Genomic DNA, 20,428 nt, shown 5'->3' with positions numbered 1-20,428 from the left:
AAAGCGGGGCAAACAGTAGGTCCGGGATCAGTCAGCCCGTTTGAGCCGGTATCCGTCTTCGCGATGGATGAGCCGGCGGCCGGCACCTTCGTTGAGCTGAATCCAAAGCACCGAGGCGTCGTCGGTGCGCATCTCGACAACCCCCGCTACGGGGCCATCGCTGTCGTGGTTGAACGCGACCCGTTGCCCACGGCGAAGGGTGGCCCAGTCCGAGATGACCCCGCGGGGCTGAGGCGACGTTTCCATGGTCGGTGGGTCCTTTCAGTACGGGAAGTTGATGTCCTCAACGTACTGCGCCTGTCTGAACGGCAAGTGAATGCCGCCTGAGCGTTCGGGGTGGCCTCCGGCACTCTGGCGTGCAATGTCAGACTGTTCGCCACTTACCAGTGGTCAGGTGGGAACCGGCCTGCGGGCCCATCTGGAGCATGCCGCCGTCGACCACCCATGAGGCGCCGTTGACATAGCTGGACGCCGGGGAGGCGAGGAACGCAATTACTGCCGCGACTTCCTCGGAGGCGCCGGGGCGGCCCAGCGGAATGCCCGGACGGTCGATCTCGTGAGCGTCGTCGTCCTCGGCATCGTTCATCGCCGTCGAAATCTCACCGGGAAGTACGGCGTTGGCGGTGATTCCCTGATCGCCGAGTTCCAGGGCGATCGTTTTGATCAGCCCACCAAGGCCGTGCTTTGACGCATCGTAGGCCGCGGAGCCGACGCGGGGCTGTTCCTGGTGCACGCTGGTGACGGCGATGATCCGGCCTCCGTTCCCTGCCGAAATCATCTGGGCCGCCGCGCGCTGGATGCAGACGAACGCCCCGTCCAGGTTTGCGGCGACGGTGCCACGCCATTCGTCGTAGCTGGTCTCCATGAAGGGCGTCCCGCCATTGACGCCCGCGTTGTTGACGAACACGTCGAGTCCGCCAAGTTCGCTGATCATCTTCTCGATGACATCTCCGCAGGCGGGAGCGTCAGTGGTGTCCAACTGGGAGACCACCGCAGAACGTCCAAGCTCGCGGACCAGACGCGCAGTCTCGTTGGCGCCGTCCTCATCGGAGTGCCAGGTAATCCCGACGTCGCACCCCGCCTCGGCGAGGGCGAGGGCGGTGGCCCGGCCGATGCCGGAGTCGGAGCCGGTGACTATTGCTGTGCTGGGTGTGTATGCCATAGTCCCTATCCTTCCGAGGATTCAGCAACGAAAGCAAGCGTGCTGACCTTCCCGGGACACAAAACCGGCCCAACGCTGAGGCGTTGGGCCGGTGGTGGTGCCTGCGCGGGGCCTTGATCCCCGGGCCTTCCGCGTGTGAAGCGGATGCTCTACCAGACTGAGCTACACAGGCAGGTGTCATGTCCTGCAGACGCAGGAGGACAGTTGTTAGTTTAGGCCATACTCGGGCCACAGGAAATTCGTTGGTGCTGACGGTGCATGAACCGAAGACTATTGTGCCCGTAAAGAAGGTGTAGGGGTTCACCGGTTGGGCGTGAGGATCCCATAAAGACCACGGGTTGGGGCTGAAGGCGGGTATCTAATCAGTGAGGCACCAAAATGTGCCGGCGCTCCTGAACCGGGGCGCCAGTCCAGTCAGATGGGGTTCCTCGTGCTTGACATCGTGTACGTCGCGGGAGTGATTGTGCTCTTTGCGGTTGTTGTGTTGGCAGCCAAGGTGGTGGATGGACTGTGATCCTGTTCGACATCCTTGCCATCAGCCTTGGCCTGGCAGCGGTTTGCTATTTGACCTATGCGCTGATGAAACCGGAGCGGTTCTGATGGAACTTTGGTTAGCCGCTGCGCAGTTCCTCACAGTGGTGGCCATCCTGGCCCTTCTTCACCGGCCGCTGGGGGACTACATGGCCGCGGTCTACACGTCGCCACGACACCTCAGGGTTGAAGCCGGCTTCTATCGACTGATTGGTTCCGATCCCGGGTCCGAACAGTCGTGGCAGTCCTATGCCAGGAGTGTGCTCGTCTTCTCTGGCCTCGGGGTGCTGATCCTGTACCTGCTGCAACGGGCCCAGGCGCTGCTCCCTGCGTCGTTGGGGCTGCCACCGGTGCCCGAAGGTCTGGCATTCAACACAGCTATCTCTTTCGTCACCAACACCAACTGGCAGTCCTATTCACCCGAAGTCACTCTCGGCTATGCGGTCCAGATGGCTGGTCTGACAGTTCAGAACTTCCTATCCGCCGCGGTGGGAATGGCGGTGGCTATTGCCTTGGTGCGCGGATTCTCGCGGCGTGGAGCCAACACCGTGGGAAATTTCTGGATGGACCTCACCCGAGGCACCCTCCGGATCCTGGTACCTGGCGCAGTGGTGGCCGCCGTCGTACTCGTTGCTGGTGGGGTGATCCAGAACTTCAACGGCTTCACCTCTGTGACCACGCTGACGGGAGCCCTGCAGACCCTACCGGGTGGCCCGGTAGCCTCCCAGGAAGCCATCAAGATTCTGGGAACCAATGGGGGCGGCTTCTTCAACGTCAATTCGGCCCATCCGTTTGAGAATCCCACGGCCTGGACCAGTCTGTTTCAGATTCTGCTGATGCTGGCTATACCTTTCAGCCTGCCACGCACATTTGGCACTATGGTCGGTGACCGCAAACAGGGGTACGCCATTGTCGCCGCGATGGCCGTGATTTATACGGTGTCGATGGTCTCGCTCACAGCGCTCGAACTGAACGGTTCAGGTGCCGGACCTCAAGCTGCCGGGGCGGCGATGGAAGGCAAGGAGCAGCGGTTTGGAATCGCGGGTTCCACGCTGTTCGGGTCGACCAGTACCCTCACCTCCACCGGTGCCGTCAACTCGATGCATGACAGTTTCACTGCACTCGGTGGCATGCTGCCCATGATCAATATGATGCTCGGCGAGGTGGCACCGGGGGGTGTGGGGTCGGGACTGTACGGCATGCTGATTCTCGCCGTGCTGACCGTGTTCATCGCCGGTCTGCTGGTGGGGCGCACTCCTGAGTACCTCGGAAAGAAGATCCGGTCGCGGGAGATCAAAATCGTGAGCCTGTACATCCTGGCCATGCCCATCATTGTGCTTACAGGCACCGCCCTGAGCTTCGCCATCCCGGCGGTCAGGGCGGATGTGATGGCCACCTCCATCTACAACCCCGGCCTCCACGGGTTTTCTGAGGTGCTCTACGCGTTCACCTCAGCCGGCAACAACAACGGGTCGGCCTTCGCCGGTCTGACCGCGAACACCCCGTGGCTGAACACCGCTCTCGGCGTAGCGATGCTGCTGGGGAGGTTTCTTCCCATGGTGTTCGTGCTGGCTCTGGCAGGGTCACTCGCCTCCCAGGACAAGGTCCCCTCCACTGCCGGCACGTTGCCGACTCACAAGCTCCAATCTGTGACGCTGCTCTGCGGAGTCACAGTGGTCGTCACTGCCCTCACCTTCTTCCCGGTGCTCGCACTGGGTCCCCTTGCGGAAGGACTGCTCTAGAAATGTCCACTACCACCCAAGTACCCTCTACTGCGCCCGCCCAGGCGGCGCCGCCGTCGGGCTCCCGCCCGCGGTCCGTTGGTCCAGCGCAACTCCTGGCGGCCGTCCCCGGGGCCTTCCGCAAACTCGACCCGCGGCAGATGTGGCGGTCGCCGGTCATGTTTATTGTCGAGGTCGGGGCGCTGCTGATCACTCTGATCGCCATCGCTGAACCGTTCCTGGGTGGCCCACAGGCCTCCGGAGGCGAGGCAGTGCCGGGCGCCTTCACCTGGATCATGGCGCTCTGGCTCTGGCTGACTGTGCTGTTCGCCAACCTCGCGGAATCGGTTGCCGAGGGCAGGGGGAAAGCGCAGGCTGCCAGCCTGCGGCGCACCCGCACCAGCACTCCGGCGTATCGGGTGGAATCCTATGACGAGTCGAGTGACCCGGGCGCACACCGGGCAGTCGTCGGGGAGGTGGCTTCAGCTGACCTTCGCCTCGGTGACACAGTTATCGTCTCGGCGGGCGAAACGATCCCCGGCGACGGCGAGATCATCTGGGGGATTGCATCGGTCGATGAATCGGCCGTCACAGGCGAGTCAGCCCCCGTTGTCAGGGAATCCGGCGGCGACCGGTCGGCGGTGACCGGAGGCACTGGGGTGCTCTCGGACCGGATCGTCGTCCGTATCACGAGCCAGCCGGGCGAATCGTTCGTCGACCGGATGATCCGGCTGGTGGAAGGGGCCTCGCGGCAAAAGACGCCCAACGAAATTGCGCTGAATATTCTGCTGGCTGCGCTATCGATCGTGTTTCTGGTGGTAATCCTGACCCTGAATCCCCTCGCAAGCTACTCCGGCGCACAAGTCAGCGTGCCCGTCCTGGTGGCGTTGCTCGTTTGCCTGATCCCCACCACGATTGGGGCGTTGCTATCGGCGATCGGCATTGCTGGAATGGACCGGCTGGTGCAGCGCAATGTGCTGGCCATGTCCGGGCGGGCCGTCGAAGCGGCAGGGGACGTGACCACACTGCTCCTCGACAAGACCGGCACCATCACGTACGGGAACCGGCAGGCCAGCGAATTTTCCTCAATTTCACGGGTCCCCACAGCGGACCTGGTTCGGGCTGCGTGGGTTTCGTCGCTCAGTGACCCCACCCCTGAAGGCAAGTCAATCCTTGACCTGGCGAGAGCTTCAGGATTCTCCGGTGAACGCGAGGTCGAGGGAGAAGCTGTCCCGTTCACTGCGCAAACCCGCATGAGCGGCATGGACTTCCCTGACGGATCGCAGGTGCGCAAGGGTGCGGCAAGTGCAGTCCTCGCCTGGGTGGACGGCACGACCGCTGGTGACGACGGCGTCCGCGCCGAACTGGGTCTTCTGGTGGAGGGGATCTCCTCCGCCGGAGGGACCCCGCTGGTGGTTGCCGAGCGAGGAGCGGACGGGACGGCGGTGCTTCTCGGCGCGATCCATCTCAAGGACGTGGTGAAGCAGGGACTTCCGGAACGGTTCGCTGAGCTGCGCAGCATGGGCATCCGCACCGTCATGATCACCGGTGACAACCCGCTGACTGCCCGGGCCATTGCGGCTGAGGCGGGTGTCGACGACTTCCTCGCGGAAGCGACGCCGGAAGACAAAATGCGGTTGATCCGCGCCGAACAGCAGGGCGGCAACCTGGTGGCGATGACCGGAGACGGTACCAATGACGCGCCCGCTCTGGCTCAGGCGGACGTGGGGATGGCCATGAACACCGGGACCTCCGCGGCGAAAGAAGCCGGGAACATGGTGGACCTCGATTCAGATCCGACCAAACTGATCGATGTGGTCCGCATCGGCAAACAGTTGCTCATCACCCGCGGTGCTCTCACCACGTTCTCGATCGCCAATGACATCGCCAAATACTTCGCCATCATCCCGGCAATGTTTGTGGGGGTTTTCCCGGGGCTCGCGACACTGAATGTGATGCAGCTGAGCTCGCCGTCGTCGGCCATTCTCTCGGCGGTCATCTTCAACGCCCTGGTCATTGTCGCGCTGATACCTCTGGCGCTGCGTGGGGTGAAGTATCGCCCCGCATCGGCGTCGGCGGTGCTGAACCGCAATCTCCTGATGTACGGCCTGGGTGGCGTGATCACTCCCTTTAGCGGCATCAAAATCATTGATCTCATCATCAGCCTCATCCCAGGTTTCTAGCTCACAGACAGGCGGCAACATCATGAGTGCAACTCGAGGTATCAGCGGGCTGTGGGTGGGCTTGCGGGCAATGCTGGTCTTTACCCTGGTGCTGGGTCTGGGGTATCCGCTGGCGATCTCAGGGATCGCCCAGTTGGCCTTACCGAGCCAGGCAAACGGTTCACTGGTGCAGGATTCTGGCCAGACAGTTGGGTCCAGCCTGATCGGACAGTCCTTCACCGATGACGACGGCGTGGCCCTGACGGAGTGGTTCCAGTCGAGGCCATCGGCTGCTGGTGATGGTTACGACGGCGGCGCGTCCAGCGGCAGTAACCTGGGTCCCGAAAGCGAGGCACTCGTCAGTGCCGTCACGGACAGGCGAGTAGCCATCGAGGATCTGGAGGGGGTTGGCAATATTTCCGCCGAGGCCCTGACCACCTCCGCGTCGGGGCTGGATCCGCACATCAGCCCCGAGTACGCCCTCCTCCAGGTGGCCCGGGTGGCGCAGGCCCGCGGACTCCAGGTGGAAGACGTCGAGAATCTGACGCGCTCCCATATCAAGGAGCGGGACCTGGGCTACCTGGGGGAGCGGACAGTGAACGTGCTGGAGTTGAACCTGGCCCTGGAAGCTATGGACACTTAGACAATGACGCGCGGACAGCTTCGGGTATTTCTGGGGGCCGCCCCCGGTGTGGGCAAAACCTACAGCATGCTCGAAGAGGGCCGACGGCTGGTAGGCGAGGGTAGGGACGTAGTGGTCGCAGTAGTGGAGACCCACGGGCGCTCCGCAACTGCGGCAATGGTCGAGGGTCTTGAAGTGGTGCCGCGGACGTTGGTCAGACACCGCGGGGTGGAGCTGACCGAAATGGACCTCAACGCGGTGCTGGACCGCCGGCCGAGCATCGCGCTGGTCGACGAGCTGGCACATACCAATGCTCCCGGTATGCCGCATCCGAAACGGTGGGAGGACGTCGAGGCACTCCTGAATGCCGGCGTCAATGTCATCTCTACGGTCAACGTCCAGCACATTGAGTCACTCAACGACGTGGTGCGGCAGATCACCGGTGTTCCCCAGCGGGAAACCATTCCCGATTCAGTGTTGCGACTGGCCGATCAGATCGAAGTGGTCGACCTGTCGCCGTCCGCGCTGCGCGACAGGCTGGCCGAGGGGCTCATCTACCCGTCAACCCGAGTGGACGCAGCGCTCTCGAACTATTTCCGGTTGGGCAACCTCACCGCGCTGCGCGAACTGACCCTCCTGTGGCTGGCTGACGAGGTGGATAGCGCGCTCAAGCGGTACCGCGCCGAAAAGGGGATCGACAACAGTTGGGTCGCCAGGGAACGGGTGGTGGTCGCCCTCACGGGTGGCCCAGAGGGACAGACTCTCCTCCGCAGGGGTGCCCGCATCGCGGCACGGTCGGCGGGGGGTGAACTGCACGCCGTGCACATCACCATGCCCGACGGTCTCCGACCCCTGAACGCGGGCGAACTGGCGTTACAGCGTGCCCTGGTGGAGAAACTTGGTGGCCAGTTCCATCAGGTGGTTGGTAGCGACATTCCCCGGGACCTAGTTGAATTCGCCAGGGGAGTGAACGCGTCGCAGCTGGTGATCGGTGTCAGCAGGCGGCCACGCCTTGCCGCTCTCCTGTCGGGGCCGGGGATCGGAGCGACGGTGATCCGCGAATCCGGCGACATCGACGTTCACATCGTGACACACGCGGCGGCTGGCGGTCGTTTCACCCTGCCCCAGATCGGAGGGGCACTGACCCCACGGCGCCGCATCACGGGATTCCTCTTCGCGCTGGCTGGTGGTCCGCTGCTGACGCAGGCCCTCGTCGCGGCCAGGTCTGAAGCGTCAATCACCAGCGACGTCCTCGCCTACCAACTGCTGGTGGTGGTAGCGGCGTTGATCGGCGGAATCTGGCCGGCGTTGTTCGCTGCGGTGCTGTCCGGGATCACTCTGAACTTCTTCTTCATTGACCCCTTGTACACCCTGACCATCAACAGCCCCATCCAGTTTGTCGCCCTGATCCTCTACGTCATCAACGCGGTTCTGGTGAGTTTCGTGGTGGATAGCGCGGCCCGGCGCAGCCGCGCCGCCCGAAGAGCCGCAGCAGAATCAGATCTCCTGGCCACAGTCGCGGGGAGCGTGCTGCGCGGCGGCGACGCCATCGAAGCACTTCTCGGCAGAACCCTTGAAGCGTTCGGCCTCGACGGCGTCCGATTGTACGACGGCAGAGAGACGATCGCGAGGGCGGGTAATCTACTCCCAGGTGAGCCTTCAGCCATCTTGCCGGTCGGAGAACTGGCGCAACTGGAGCTCTTCGGCAGGAGCCTCGCGGCATCAGACCGTCGCCTGCTGGCTGTTATTGCTGCCCAGCTGGACACGGCACTTGGTTATCGAGAATTGTCGGCTGTCGCCAGTGAGGTTGCGCCCTTGGCCGAGGCAGATCGGGTGCGAACCGCGCTGCTCGCCGCTGTCGGGCATGACCTGCGCAGGCCCCTCGCTGCGGCCACAGCCGCCGTAACGGGACTCCGGTCGGCCGACGTCGACTGGTCCTCTGAGGACCGAAACGAACTCCTGGAAACGGCCGAGCAGAGCCTTGGAAGTCTCGCGGGCCTCGTTACCGATCTGCTCGACGTCAGCAGGTTGCAGGCAGGTGTTCTCGGTGTCGCGATTCGTCCGGTGGGGGTCGAGGACGCGCTCCTCCCCGCGTTGGAGGAACTAGGGCTGGGTCCCGCCGATGTGGAACTGGACCTACCTGAGGAGCCTGTTCAGATTCTGGCGGATCCCGGCCTGTTGCAACGTGTGTTGGTTAACCTGTTGGCCAACGCGCAGCGTTTCAACCCGGCCGGGCAGCAGGTGGTGCTGTCCGCGAGTAGGTTCGGGAGTACAGCGGACATCCGTGTCATCGACACAGGGCCAGGGATTAGCGAGCAGCGACGGGACGACGTGTTTGTTCCATTTCAACGGCTGGGAGATACCGACAACCAAACCGGACTTGGACTGGGGATGGCACTTTCCAAAGGGTTCGTCGAAGGCATGGGAGGAACCCTTGACATTGAAGATACGCCAGGGGGTGGAGCCACCATGGTGATTACTCTTCCCCTCGCAGAAGATGATCCCCTTGCTGGGGCCCCTCCAGAACATGAAGGGGATCAACCGTGAAGATACTGATTGCCGATGATGATCCTCAAATTCTCAGGGCGCTGCGCATCACGTTGACCGCGTTGGGCCATCAGATTGTTACTGCTGAGGACGGGGCTGCAGCCCTTCGACGCGCTGCCGATCAGCAGCCAGACATAGTTGTCCTGGATCTGGGAATGCCGATGATCGACGGACTTGAAGTCATAGCGGGGATTCGCGGATGGAGCAAGGTGCCCATTCTGGTGGTGTCGGGGCGAGCCACTTCCAGAGACAAGGTGGAGGCGCTCGATGCCGGCGCCGACGATTACGTCACTAAACCGTTCTCCACCGACGAGCTTCTGGCACGGATGAGGGCGCTGACGCGCAGCACGCCGACGGTGGCCCGCGAGCCCACCATCACCTTCAGCGGCGTTAGCGTCGATCTGGCAGCAAAGACGGTGTCACGGGTGAACACGGGTGAGACTCTCCGGTTGACACCAACGGAATGGAAGCTGTTGGAGGTGCTCCTGAGTTTTCCTGACCGGCTTGTCACCCAGCAGACTCTTCTGGAGCGGGTATGGGGCCCTCAGCACGCACACGACACCGGTTACCTCCGACTGTATGTCGGTCAGTTGCGGAAAAAGCTTGAGCCAGAACCGCCCCGGCCTCAGCATTTCATCACTGAGCCTGGGATGGGGTACCGCTTTGTTCCGGGCGGCTCACCTCAGGACTGAGCAAAGACCTTCGGTGGCCGGTCCGGCAACGTTGGCGGGAACGGCGTGCCGTTGGTCCCAAACCTCGTTACACGGAATCGCGGATGACGAGAGAGGTGGGAAGCACCGTTACCCGGTCGGTCGGGATTCCCTCGATCAGGTTCACCAGGGTCTCAGCCATCTTCCCGCCCAGTTCGATGATCGGATGGTGCACGGTGGTCAACGCGGGTGTCACCGAGGTGGCGAAGGAATCGTCGTCGAACCCGACGACGGCGATATCCTCGGGGATGCGCAGGCCCCTCCCCTGAATCGCGGTGTACGCTCCCGCGGCCATCTGGTCATTTCCCGCAAAGACGGCGTCCAGGGGGTCGCCACGGTCCAGTAGGCTCTGCATCGCGCGGGTCCCGGACACCTGGGTGAAGTCACCGGTCTCCACCAGCGCCTCCCCGAGCCCTGCCTCCTGGACGGCGGTCCGCCAGCCGGCGAGCCGGTCAATACCGGGTGGCATGTCCTGGGGTCCGGCGATCGTCGCCACATGCTTCCGCCCTGAGTCGATGAGTTGGCGGGTGGCGTTGTAGGCAGCCTGCTCGTTGTCGACCTCAACGTAGTAGCTCTCCTTGCCGCCCACCAGCGGGCGGCCAGCGAACACCATCGGCAGTGACCCCGAGAGGTGCGTCCAGGAGTGGTCGCCGCTGTGGTGGGAGACCACCAGGACGCCGTCGACGTTGCCGCCGAGCAGGAAACTGCGGGTCTTCTCCGGCTTCGATTCCGACGAGATGACCATGTTGAGGGTGTAGTCGGTGTCGGTCAGGTACCTGGCGATGCCCTCCACCACCGAGGCGAAGAAGGGGTCGGCGAAGACCTTCGACGTCGACTCGGGGACGATCAGGGTGACCGTGTTCGCCCGGCGCTTGGCGAGAGACCGGGCGGCACGGTTCGGGGTGTAGTCCAGTGCGAGGATCGCCTTTTTTACCGATTGCGCGAGCTTTGGGTCGACACTCGGTAAACCGTTGACGACGCGGGAGACCGTGGCCCGTGAAACCCCGGCCAGCGCCGCCACCATTTCCAGGGTGGCGACCGGCCGGGGTCCGCTTGCGTCCTGCGTCATTGTTTTCTCCGAAGCCTCGTATGTATTGCTGAGACTACTTTAAGCGGCTGTCGGGGAGAGCGACGGTGTCCGGGCACCGGAAATGACGCGCGAGTACGCCAGTCCACTGTCTTTGACCGTCCGCTCGAACGAGTCGTAGTCAACCCGCACTATTCCGAATCGCTTGCCGTACCCCCAGGACCATTCGAAGTTGTCCAGGAGAGACCAGACGAAGTAGCCGCGGACATCCGCACCCTTGTCGAGTGCTTCGCCGACGGCGGCGATGTGATCGAGGATGAAACGGGTGCGCTCCTCGTCGTGGACCGACCCGTCGCTGCTGACGTCGTCGTCGTACGCGGCACCGTTCTCGGTGACGTACAGCGGGGGCAGCGTCGGGTACTCCTCGCCGAGCCGGACGAGCAGGTCACGCAGCCCATCCGGGTTGACCTCCCAGTCCATGGCGGTGCGTGGCAGCCCTCGGCTCGGGAACGCGATGTCCTCCGAACCGATCCAGCAGGACGAGGTCGGGCGGGTGGCGCCGCCGGAGTGACCGTCGCCCCCCTCAGCGTTCGGGTGTCCACTGATCAGGTCGTCGTGATAGTGGTTGACGCCCAGGAAATCGAGGGGGGTGCCGATCACGTCGAGGTCGCCCGGCTGGATCACTTCCCGGATGCCGAACTGCTCCAGGTCTGCGAGGGTGTCCTCGGGGTAGGCGCCGCGCAGGATCGGGTCGAGGAAGATCCGGTTCTGCAGGGAGTCGAACCGGCGGGCCGCGTCGAGGTCCACCGGGTCGGTGGGATCGCGGGGGATCGAGTTGCTCAGGTTGAGCGTGATCCCGAGGTGCTGGGCCCCGCGGTGCCGGAGTTCGTTGACTGCCAGACCGTGCGCCAGGTGCTGGTGATGAATGGCTGCCACCGCGGCGCGTGGATCCTGCCGACCAGGCGCGTGAACGCCCGCGGCATAGCCCAGCAGGGACGAGCAGAACGGCTCGTTGAAGGTGGTCCAGTGCTGCACCCGGTCCCCAAGTACGGAATAGACGTCATTGGCGTAGTCAACGAACCGCAACGCCGTATCCCGGTTCGCCCAGCCGCCCTTCTCCTCGAGCGCCTGCGGCAGGTCCCAGTGGTAGAGGGTCAGCCACGGCAGGATCCCGGCCTCCAGGAGGTTGTCGACGAGGCGGGAGTAGAAGTCCAATCCCTCGGCGTTGGGCCCGCGACCGCCCGGACGCACCCGCGCCCAGCTGGTCGAGAACCGGTAGGAGCCCAGCCCAAGGTCTTTCATGAGCGCAACATCCTCGGGCATCCGGTGATAGTGCTGGACCGCATTCTCTGGGGTGTCCCCGTGGGCGACCGCTCCCGGCACGCGGGCGAAAGCGTCCCAGACGGAATCCTCCTTCCCGCCCTCATGGCTTGCACCCTCCACCTGGGCAGCAGCGGTGGCCGAACCCCATAGGAAGCCTGGCGGCCAGTGGCGGGCGGGGTCGGCACCGGTGGCACCGTGGTGTGTTGCATTCAATGGCATTAGCCCTTCACTGCTCCTTGCATGATTCCGGAAATGAGTTGACGGCCCGCGACGGCGAAGAGCACCAGCAGCGGAAGTGTTGCCAGCACAGCGCCGGCGAGAACAATCGAGTAGTCGACGTAGCGTGCCGACTGCAGTTGGCTGAGTGCCGTCTGCAGAGTGGGGTTGCCGGCGTCGAGCACCAGTAGCGGCCAGAGGAAGTCAGTCCACGCGGTCATGAACGTAAACAATCCGAGGATAGCCATCGCTGGCCGTGCCGCGGGAAGGGCGACATGGAAGAAGGTGGAGATCATCGAGGCCCCGTCCATTCGGGCGGACTCAATAAGCTCATCGGGGATGACATCCACCAGGTACTGGCGCATGAAAAAGACTCCAAACGCGGTAACCAGGGTGGGGATGACGACGGCGCCGATCTCACCAGTCCACCCGAGGGTGCGCATCAGCATGAACAGCGGAATGATGCCGAGCTGTGTGGGAATGGCCATCGTCGCGACCACGGCGACCATCAGACCGGTCCGTCCCTTGAATTTGAGCTTCGCGAACGAGTAACCGGCGAGGGTGGAGAATCCCACCACCGAGACAGTGATGATGCTCGAAATCAGTATGCTGTTCCCGAGCGCGAGCCAGAAGGGAATGGTGTCGAATACTTCGCCGACATTCGTCCAGAAGTTACCGCCAGGGAGGAGCGGGGGCCAGGTCTGTCCCAGGGCCTCATTGGAGCGGCTCCCGATGATCACCGACCACCAGAGGGGGTAGGCCGAGGCAAGGAAGAAGGCAATCAGGAGTCCATAGGTGAGAAAACCCGGCCGGCGGCCATTCCCGAAGAGTGCCTTGCGCGCCGCGAGCGACCGCGGCGTCGGTGACTTCCTTGCCGCGGGTCGGGTCTGGGTGACAGTCATCGTCCGCTCCTTGCTGTTGGTCCCGCCAGTGGCTCTCCGGCAGGGTCTGCCGAGGGTGCCGGTGGCTGCGCGCCGACGGCGGGGAGGACTGCCGCAGGGGCGACAGGTCGTTTTCGGCGGCGTGCCCGCCGGGTTCCACCACGGTCATCGCCACTGGTGGCGATCCTCCGCGAGATGAGCCAATTGATCACGCCGAAGAGCACGATGATCAGGAAAAGAATCCACGCGATCGTGGCAGCTTTCCCGAAGTTCTGGCGCTGGAACGCCATCTCCCAGAGGTAGAGCACAGTGGTCTGGAACTGCTTTGCCGTCCCGCCCGCGGTCCTGGGGTCGAAGAGCCGTGGCTCCGTAAAGATCTGGAGTCCACCGATGGTTGCGGTAATGACCACGAAGATCATGGTGGGCCGGATGCTCGGCAGGGTGATGCTGAAGAATCGCCGGAACGGCCCAGCGCCGTCGATCGCCGCCGACTCGTAGATGTCCCTGGGCACTGCCTGCATCGCGGCGAGCAGGATCAGCGCGTTGTAGCCGGTCCACCGCCAGTTCACCATGGTCGCGATAGCAATGTGGCTGGGGAGGGTCTCGTTCTTCCACATGATCGGGTCGACGCCGAAGCTTGCGAGGATGTTGTTGACCAACCCGTACTGCTCGCCGAACATGTTCGCGAAGATCATTGCCACGGCCACCGGGGTGACCACGTAGGGCAACAGGATGCTCATCCGCCAGAACGTCCTGGCCCGCAGGTTCTGGTCCAGGATGGCTGCGATGGTGATAGCCACCACGAGCTGCGGGATGGTGGAGAGCAGGAAGATACTCATGGTGTTGAACAGGGAGTTCCAGAAGAAGCGGTCCTGGAGAACTTCCTGGAAGTTTTGCAGGCCCACAAACTCGCCCTGTCCCCTGAGCAGGTGCCAGTCGAACAGGGAGACGAAGAAGGTATAGCCGAGGGGAAACAGTCCCACCAACGCGAACAGGATGAAGAACGGGGCGATGTAGAGGTAGGGGGAAACCTTCAGGTCGAAAACGCTGAGGCGTTGCCGGAAGGTGACTGCGGGTTTCGTTGCGGCTTTGCCAGCCGCCGGGCGGTTCAATGTCGTAGTCATGATGATCTCAGACTCCCTGCGGGGCCCCCGGTAGTCCCGGGGCCCCGCGGCCGGGTGTTGCTAGTTGTTGACGACCTGGTCATTGAGGAGGGTCAGTGCTTCTTCCCAGGCCTCATCTGCCGTGCCCTCACCCGTATCGAGGAGCTTCACGGCGGGTGCGAACACGTTCTCCTGGATCACCGAGTCGTAGGGTCCCTTGAACTGGGCAACAACGCCTTCGGCCCGGGACTCGAAGACGGCGCCATAGGGAGCGTTATTGAACAGCTCATTGGGGACCGCCGCTTCCACGATTTCCGCCTGCGCCTCAAGGGTGCTCGGGAAGTTGTTCGCAGCAGCGGACTGCTTGACCTGCTGCTCGGGCGCGGTCAGCCAGGCAGCAAGTTTGGCTGCCTCAGCGGGGTGCTCAGAGCTCTCGGGGACGGAGAGGAAAGCTCCACCCCAGTTCGAGGCCCCACCGGGGAAAACGTCCGCGACGTCCCAACCGCTCTCAGCTCCGCCGCCGGCGGACTCAAGCTGTTCCTTGATGGTGCCGAGCATCCAGGCCGGGCAGACGTGAACCGCGAAGGAGCCGTCCACGAAGGCCTGTCCGTTGCCCCAGTCAAACTGGGTCTGGTTGGCGGAGAGACCATCAAGGGTTCCACCGGCCAGCAGATCGAACTGGGCGCGCATCGCCTCGTTGCCCTCGACATTCAACTCACCGTCAGCCGTGTAGTAGCCCTCTTCCATCTGGTTGACCATCGAGTTCCAGACGAAGCTGGACTGGTCGTACCAGGCCTTGCCGGTTTCCTCGTTGTACTGACGGCCCAGATCGAAGTAGGTTTCCCAGGTTGCTTCGTCACCGCCGAACAGCTCGGCAACTTCCTCGCGGTCGGTCGGCAGCCCGGCCTCCTCGAAGAGGGTGCGGTTGAAGCACAGAGCCTGGGGTCCAATGTCAGTGCCGTACCCGATCACCCGTCCCTCGGGATCGGTGCCCTGCTCGAACTTCCAGTCCACCCAGTTGTCCTTGATGTCCGCAGCGCCGTGTTCATTGAGGTCGACGAACTGATCCGACACCTCCATGATGGAGCCGAGCCAGCCTTCCTCGACTGCAACAACATCGCTGAGGCCCGACCCCGCCGCGAGCTTGGTGAAGGCGTCGGTGCGGGCATTGGCGCTGCCGTCAATGTTCGTCGCTTCGATGGTGACGCCGGGGTTCTGATCCTCATACGCGGCGTAGAGGTCGTCGTAGCCGAACTGTCCGAAGGTGGTGACGGTCAAGGCAATGGGATTATCGGCGCCAGCCGGCTCTCCGTTCCCGCCGCCGCCGCAGCCCGACGCCACTAACGCAAGGGATGCGACGCCGGCGAGGGCGGTGATTTTCCTGAGTCGCGAGTATTCCACGGTCACTCCTTTGTGTGTGTGAGCGACATACGCCGACTAAGCGAGAGAGCGCTCTCTGAGGTGTGAGTCCACTGTATGTGCGGAATGTCACATCGTCAAGAGAGCGCTCTCTCATGTTGACGAATGGTTGTTGACGAATGGTTATTGTCGAATGGTTGCGGAGCAGTGCAGGATTCCCCAGGTTCTTGGCCCCTGGGCGCGCGTCGGACTGGAACACGCCGTCAAACCGGCCCCTCAATGGCCAGAACGTGGGGAAACCTGCACACGGCAGGGCCCAAGAATGGCGCACAACTTGGCGCCCAGGGGGTGGAATGTCCCGGCGGGACAGTGAGTGGGAGCGGCTGGCTACCGTGTGGCTAGCCAGCCGAGGGTAAGACCGCCCATGGTCCGGCGGAATCCGCTGTCACCGCGGGTCAGCTCAAGAACTGCCCACAGTCCGAGGCACACCCGGCTGAGAGTTCGCAGCAGCACCCGGTTTTCCTCCCGCAGGGCCATCCGGGAAGCGAGCCCGAAGAGTGTCCAGCCGAGTACTGGGGCGTTGGGAGCCTGCGCAATGGTCTGTTCACCGCGGGCGTTGGTGAAGAAGCTGGGGAGCAATGATCCGGTGTGTGCCACTAGGCGCCCTTTGCCTTGGATTTGGATGGTGCCTTCTTCGACTCGGTTGTTTTCGTCGAGTCCGACGTGCCCTTCTTTTCGCGGTTCTTCTCCACGCTGCGCCGCAGCGCCTCCATCAGGTCGAGGACTTTGCCGCCGCCCTCGTCGTCATCGGAGTCCCCGAACGTTTCCTCAGTGTCGAGGGCTTCCCCCTTCTCAAGCTTCGCCTCGATCAGGGTGCGCAGCTGTTCCTGGTACTCATCGGTGAAGTTCTCAGGATCGAAATCGGTCGAGAAGGAGTCCACCAGCGCGGCCGACATTTCCTTCTCCTTGGCCGAGATCCGTACCCGCTCGTCAAGGGCTGGGAACCTGGCCTCGCGTACCTCGTCGTCCCAGAGGAGCGTCTGCAGCATCAGGACGTCCCCACGCACCCGCAGCGCACCGAGCCGGCTCTTCTGCCGCAGCGTGAACTGCACAATCGCCGTGCGGTCGGTTTCCTCAAGGGTGCGGCGCAGCAGCACATAAGCCTTATTGGAACTGGAGTCCGGCTCCAGGAAATAGGACCGGTCCAGCATGATCGGGTCAATCTGGTCGCTGGGCACAAATTCGACGACGCCAATTTCCCGACTCTTCTCGACGGGCAGGGTCGCGAAGTCCTCGTCGGTGAGCACCACGGTGTGCTCGCCGTCGTCGTACGCCTTGTCGATGTTCTTGTATTCGACCACCTCCCCGCAGATCTCGCAGCGGCGCTGATAGCGGATCCGGCCGCCGTCCTTGTCGTGGACCTGGTGGAGGCTGATGTCGTGGTCTTCGGTGGCGCTATAGACCTTCACCGGTACATTGACCAGCCCAAAAGCGACGGCGCCCTTCCAGATGGCTCTCATGTACCAAGTGAACCAGTGTTTGGGTTCCGCGGATACGATGAATTGGTGAATCCTGAAAAAGCTGAGCCCACGGTCACCACGACCACAGTCGACGGCAAGCCCGTCCTCCGGTTCGAGATGCGGTACAACTTCCCCGTATCAGTGCTCTGGAAGCACCTGACGGACCCCCGCAAACTCAAGTATTGGTTCCCCTGCGAACTGGACCTGCTTCCGCGCAAAGGCGCCGAAGTGACCTTCACGTTTCCTGGGGAGCGGCCCACCAAAGGCGCGGTCCTCGAAGCCGAGAAGCCGCACCTTCTCGCCTACACCTGGGATCGCGAGGTGCTGCGCTGGGAGTTGGCGCACGACGGCGACGCCGGCTGCCTGCTGACCCTCTCCAATACCCTGCAGGACCAAGACGCCGCGGGTAGCTCGGCGGCGGGCTGGCACTTTACGCTGATTGGCCTCGACGATCTCCTGAACGAGCGTCCGTTGGGCCAGAACCCTGCTGACTGGGAGCGCCTTGTCGCCCACTACCAGGAGAAGTTCAGCCACTAACAGCACTCCGGGAAAGGATCCAGTGCCCTGATTTCCCGGCGCATGTGGCGTTTGCGGCGCTTCCAGACAAGACTGGTGCCATGGGTTCCAGCACGGGTCAGCAGCAGCAGACTGTCACTGTGGACGGTCAACGCCTTCGGCTCACGAACCTCAACAAGGTGATCTATCCCGCAACCGGGACCACCAAGGCGGACGTTCTCGCCTACTATGCTGCGATCGCCGGCTACCTGATTCCACACGCCAGGGACCGGGCGGTAACCCGCAAACGCTGGGTCAACGGGGTGGGAACCGAGGATCAGCCCGGACAGGTTTTTTTCCAGAAGAACCTCGACCAGTCGGCGCCTGCGTGGGTGCAACGACACTCCATCGCCCATAAAGACCACGTCAACGTGTATCCGATGGTCAACGACCTGGCCACCCTGACCTGGTTCGGACAGATTTCGGCTCTGGAAATCCATGTTCCACAGTGGAGGTTCGGCCCGGACGGGGAGATCAACACTCCGGACCGGCTGGTCCTCGACCTTGACCCTGGCGAGGGGGTGAGCCTCGGCGATTGCGCCGAGGTGGCCCGCCATGCCCGCGTGATCCTCCGCGACATGGGCCTGGAACCCTACCCTGTCACCAGTGGCTCCAAGGGCATCCACCTGTATGCGGCACTGGATGGCTCCCAGTCCTCCGATGAGGTATCCGCCGTCGCCCATGAGCTGGCCAGAGCGCTCGAAGCTGACCACCCCGACCAGGTGGTCAGCGACATGAAAAAGTCCCTGCGCGGGGGGAAGGTGCTGGTGGACTGGAGCCAAAACAACAGGAACAAGACCACCGTGACGCCCTACTCCCTGCGCGGCAGGCTGCGCCCCACTGTTGCCGCGCCCCGCACCTGGGCGGAACTGGAGGACCCTGAGCTGGCGCAGCTCGACTACCGGCAGATGATGGACCGGGTGCAGGAACTCGGTGATCTCCTCACCGGGCTGGATGGGACTTCCGACAAGTCCGAGCCCGGGGACACGACAACATCCGAGGCCCACCTTGCTGACCGCCTGCACACCTACCGCTCCATGCGGGACCGCACAAAGACCCCCGAGCCGATCCCTGACAGCGTCAGTGGCACCGGCGGCAACCGTTTCGTCATTCAGGAGCACCACGCCCGCCGGTTGCACTACGACTTCCGGCTGGAACGCGACGGCGTCCTCGTCTCCTGGGCTGTACCCAAGGGGCCGCCGGACACCCCGAACAGGAATCACCTCGCCGTCCAGACCGAGGACCACCCGCTGGAGTATGCCGCCTTCGAGGGCACCATCCCCAAGGGGGAGTACGGGGCCGGGGAGATGTCCATCTGGGATTCCGGAACCTACCACGCCGAGAAGTGGCGCGAGGGCAAGGAAGTCATCTGCACCATTCAGGGCCGCGACGACGGCGGCCTGGCACACAGCGGCAGCGCCATCCGCCGGTACGCCCTCATCCACACCGGTGGCGACGGCTCGGGTAAACGGAACTGGTTGATGCACCTGATGAAAGACCAGAGCACGGGTGATACCTCGGCCGACGCCGCAGCGTCGGGCTCCACCGAGGCCCCGCCGGAGCTGATGCCGATGCTCGCGTCCCCCGGATCTGCGGGGGACGTGAGAGCCGATGAGGACTGGGCTTTTGAAATGAAGTGGGACGGGGTCAGGGCAATCGCCACAGTGACGCCCGACGGCGTGCGTCTCACCAGCCGCAACGCCAATGACATGACCGCGCTGTATCCCGAACTGGCGGATCTGGGCAACTACGTCAACGGCAACAATGTTGTGCTCGACGGCGAAATCGTGGCACTGAACAAGTCGGGACGCCCCGACTTCGGGCTACTGCAGAACCGCTTCAATCTCACCAAAGGCTCCGAAATTGACGCCGCACGCCGCAAAGCGCCAGTGCATTTCATGATTTTCGATCTGCTGTACCTCGATGGCAACTCATTGCTTCAGCTGCAGTATGCCCAGCGCCGGGAAATTCTCGAGCAGGCTGTGGACAGCCCCGCGGATGGCCACATTCAGGTGCCCCCAGCGCTGGATGTCACGCTTGAGGAGGCCGTGGCGGCCAGCAGGGCGCTCGGGCTGGAGGGGGTGGTCGCCAAGCGCAGCTCAGGCGCGTATACAGCCGGTCGCAGGACCCGGGACTGGGTCAAGATCAAAGACCAGCTCACCCAGGAAGTGGTGGTGGTCGGGTGGCGGCCGGGCAAAGGCAGCCGGGCCCACAAGGTGGGGTCCTTGCTGGTCGCTGTGCCCGACGGCGTCGACCTCAAATACGTGGGACGGGTGGGGTCGGGCCTGACCGAACGCGACCTCGCGGAAATCGGATCCCGGCTCCGCAAGATGTCCCGGAAGACCGCACCACTTGCGGATGTGCCTGCCGCTGATGCGTCGGATGCGCACTGGGTACGCCCAGCCCTCGTCGGCGAGGTGCAATTCAGCGAACGAACCGGCGCGGGGAAACTCCGCCACCCGGTCTGGCGGGGTTGGCGGCCCGACAAACTGCCGTCCGACGTCGTCGTCGAAACCTGATGAGAACGCCTCATCGGCTGCATGCCGCAGCGTATTTGACCAGCACTATCAAAGGAGAACACCAATGAGTGAAAAAACGATCACCACAACCCGCGTCATCGACGCTTCAGCGAATGCCATCTTCAACGTCCTGTCCAACCCCGAGCGGCACGCCCAGATTGACGGCTCCGGGATGGTGCAGTCCGATGAAAAGTCGGATCGCATCACCGCCGTCGGGCAGGTGTTCACCATGAACCAGCACTGGGACAAGATGGGTGGGGACTACAAGACCGACAACCATGTGGTGGGGTATGACCACAACAAGCTCCTCGCGTGGAAGACAGCAGAGGCCGGCACCGACCCGGCGGGATGGCAGTGGGTGTGGGAGCTGACCCCACAGGGTCCCGACTCCACCGAGGTGGCATTGACCTACGACTGGGCTGGCGTCACCGACACGAAGGTGCTCAAGCAGGTGTCCTTCCCAGCGGTGT

At 63.4% G+C, this 20,428-nt stretch carries 18 protein-coding genes and 1 tRNA gene; 9 read left to right on the top strand and 10 right to left on the bottom strand.

Translation table 11 applies throughout. The features are described 5' to 3' along the window. Window positions 1-27 precede the first annotated feature (27 nt). The 3 genes from ABD059_RS03030 to ABD059_RS03020 form a co-directional block, all read right to left on the bottom strand. The gene (locus ABD059_RS03030; protein ID WP_343877707.1) at window positions 28-246 is read right to left on the bottom strand and encodes a hypothetical protein; all 219 of its coding nucleotides are present in this window, start codon (window positions 244-246) and stop codon (window positions 28-30) included. 118 nt (window positions 247-364) lie between these two features. Beyond that, window positions 365-1,162: an SDR family oxidoreductase gene (locus tag ABD059_RS03025; protein ID WP_343877705.1), complete on the bottom strand. Its 798-nt coding sequence runs from the start codon at window positions 1,160-1,162 to the stop codon at window positions 365-367. Window positions 1,163-1,257: 95 nt separating this feature from the next. Continuing rightward, window positions 1,258-1,334, bottom strand: a tRNA-Val gene (locus tag ABD059_RS03020). 338 nt (window positions 1,335-1,672) lie between these two features. On the opposite strand from ABD059_RS03020, the gene ABD059_RS17695 reads away from it, so the two are divergent. From ABD059_RS17695 to ABD059_RS02995, 6 genes are read left to right on the top strand one after another with little or no spacing between them, the layout of a single operon-like run. After that, window positions 1,673-1,762 (top strand): potassium-transporting ATPase subunit F, encoded by a 90-nt coding sequence (locus ABD059_RS17695; RefSeq protein WP_377959516.1) that lies wholly within the window; start codon window positions 1,673-1,675, stop codon window positions 1,760-1,762. Then, window positions 1,762-3,435, top strand: coding sequence for a potassium-transporting ATPase subunit KdpA (gene kdpA, locus ABD059_RS03015; protein WP_343877703.1), 1,674 nt, complete (start codon window positions 1,762-1,764; stop codon window positions 3,433-3,435). The genes ABD059_RS17695 and kdpA overlap by 1 nt, the downstream gene beginning before the upstream one ends. Window positions 3,436-3,437: 2 nt before the next feature. Then, complete coding sequence (kdpB, locus tag ABD059_RS03010) at window positions 3,438-5,597, top strand: potassium-transporting ATPase subunit KdpB (RefSeq protein ID WP_343877702.1); 2,160 nt, start codon at window positions 3,438-3,440, stop codon at window positions 5,595-5,597. A 22-nt stretch (window positions 5,598-5,619) separates the two neighbouring features. Continuing rightward, the gene (gene kdpC / locus ABD059_RS03005) at window positions 5,620-6,219 is read left to right on the top strand and encodes a K(+)-transporting ATPase subunit C (protein ID WP_343877701.1); all 600 of its coding nucleotides are present in this window, start codon (window positions 5,620-5,622) and stop codon (window positions 6,217-6,219) included. Window positions 6,220-6,222: 3 nt separating this feature from the next. Beyond that, a complete protein-coding gene (locus ABD059_RS03000; protein WP_343877700.1) occupies window positions 6,223-8,745 on the top strand; it encodes an ATP-binding protein in 2,523 nt (840 codons plus the stop codon). Continuing rightward, complete coding sequence (locus tag ABD059_RS02995; protein WP_343877699.1) at window positions 8,742-9,437, top strand: response regulator; 696 nt, start codon at window positions 8,742-8,744, stop codon at window positions 9,435-9,437. The genes ABD059_RS03000 and ABD059_RS02995 overlap by 4 nt, the downstream gene beginning before the upstream one ends. Window positions 9,438-9,504: 67 nt before the next feature. Here ABD059_RS02995 and ABD059_RS02990 read toward each other — a convergent pair whose 3' ends face one another. The 7 genes from ABD059_RS02990 to ku form a co-directional block, all read right to left on the bottom strand. Beyond that, on the bottom strand, window positions 9,505-10,524 hold the full coding sequence (locus tag ABD059_RS02990) for a LacI family DNA-binding transcriptional regulator (protein WP_343877698.1): 1,020 nt from the start codon (window positions 10,522-10,524) through the stop codon (window positions 9,505-9,507). 39 nt (window positions 10,525-10,563) lie between these two features. Then, window positions 10,564-12,024, bottom strand: coding sequence for a GH1 family beta-glucosidase (locus ABD059_RS02985; protein ID WP_343877696.1), 1,461 nt, complete (start codon window positions 12,022-12,024; stop codon window positions 10,564-10,566). Beyond that, on the bottom strand, window positions 12,024-12,923 hold the full coding sequence (locus tag ABD059_RS02980) for a carbohydrate ABC transporter permease (RefSeq protein WP_343877695.1): 900 nt from the start codon (window positions 12,921-12,923) through the stop codon (window positions 12,024-12,026). Before ABD059_RS02980 ends, ABD059_RS02985 begins: the two co-directional genes overlap by 1 nt. Continuing rightward, window positions 12,920-14,026, bottom strand: a complete 1,107-nt coding sequence (locus ABD059_RS02975; protein ID WP_343877693.1) for a carbohydrate ABC transporter permease — start codon at window positions 14,024-14,026, stop codon at window positions 12,920-12,922. Before ABD059_RS02975 ends, ABD059_RS02980 begins: the two co-directional genes overlap by 4 nt. A gap of 60 nt (window positions 14,027-14,086) precedes the next feature. Beyond that, on the bottom strand, window positions 14,087-15,406 hold the full coding sequence (locus ABD059_RS02970; protein ID WP_343877691.1) for an ABC transporter substrate-binding protein: 1,320 nt from the start codon (window positions 15,404-15,406) through the stop codon (window positions 14,087-14,089). A 345-nt stretch (window positions 15,407-15,751) separates the two neighbouring features. Beyond that, a complete protein-coding gene (locus ABD059_RS02965; RefSeq protein WP_343877690.1) occupies window positions 15,752-16,021 on the bottom strand; it encodes a hypothetical protein in 270 nt (89 codons plus the stop codon). Next, entirely contained in the window at window positions 16,021-16,884 is an 864-nt protein-coding gene (gene ku / locus ABD059_RS02960; RefSeq protein WP_343877689.1) for a non-homologous end joining protein Ku, read from the bottom strand. The genes ABD059_RS02965 and ku overlap by 1 nt, the downstream gene beginning before the upstream one ends. A gap of 45 nt (window positions 16,885-16,929) precedes the next feature. Here ku and ABD059_RS02955 point away from each other — a divergent pair, with 45 nt between their 5' ends. The 3 genes from ABD059_RS02955 to ABD059_RS02945 form a co-directional block, all read left to right on the top strand. Then, on the top strand, window positions 16,930-17,421 hold the full coding sequence (locus ABD059_RS02955) for an SRPBCC domain-containing protein (RefSeq protein ID WP_343877687.1): 492 nt from the start codon (window positions 16,930-16,932) through the stop codon (window positions 17,419-17,421). Between the two features lie 80 nt (window positions 17,422-17,501). Then, window positions 17,502-19,958, top strand: a complete 2,457-nt coding sequence (locus ABD059_RS02950; protein ID WP_343877685.1) for an ATP-dependent DNA ligase — start codon at window positions 17,502-17,504, stop codon at window positions 19,956-19,958. A 64-nt stretch (window positions 19,959-20,022) separates the two neighbouring features. After that, window positions 20,023-20,428, top strand: a 406-nt coding sequence (locus ABD059_RS02945) for an SRPBCC domain-containing protein (RefSeq protein WP_343877684.1), incomplete at its 3' end; no start/stop codon positions are given.

Source organism: Arthrobacter flavus (assembly GCF_039526005.1).
Lineage (GTDB): Bacteria > Actinomycetota > Actinomycetes > Actinomycetales > Micrococcaceae > Arthrobacter_D > Arthrobacter_D flavus.
Note: the sequence above shows the minus strand (reverse complement) of the source record. Positions and strands in the feature narration are given on the sequence as shown.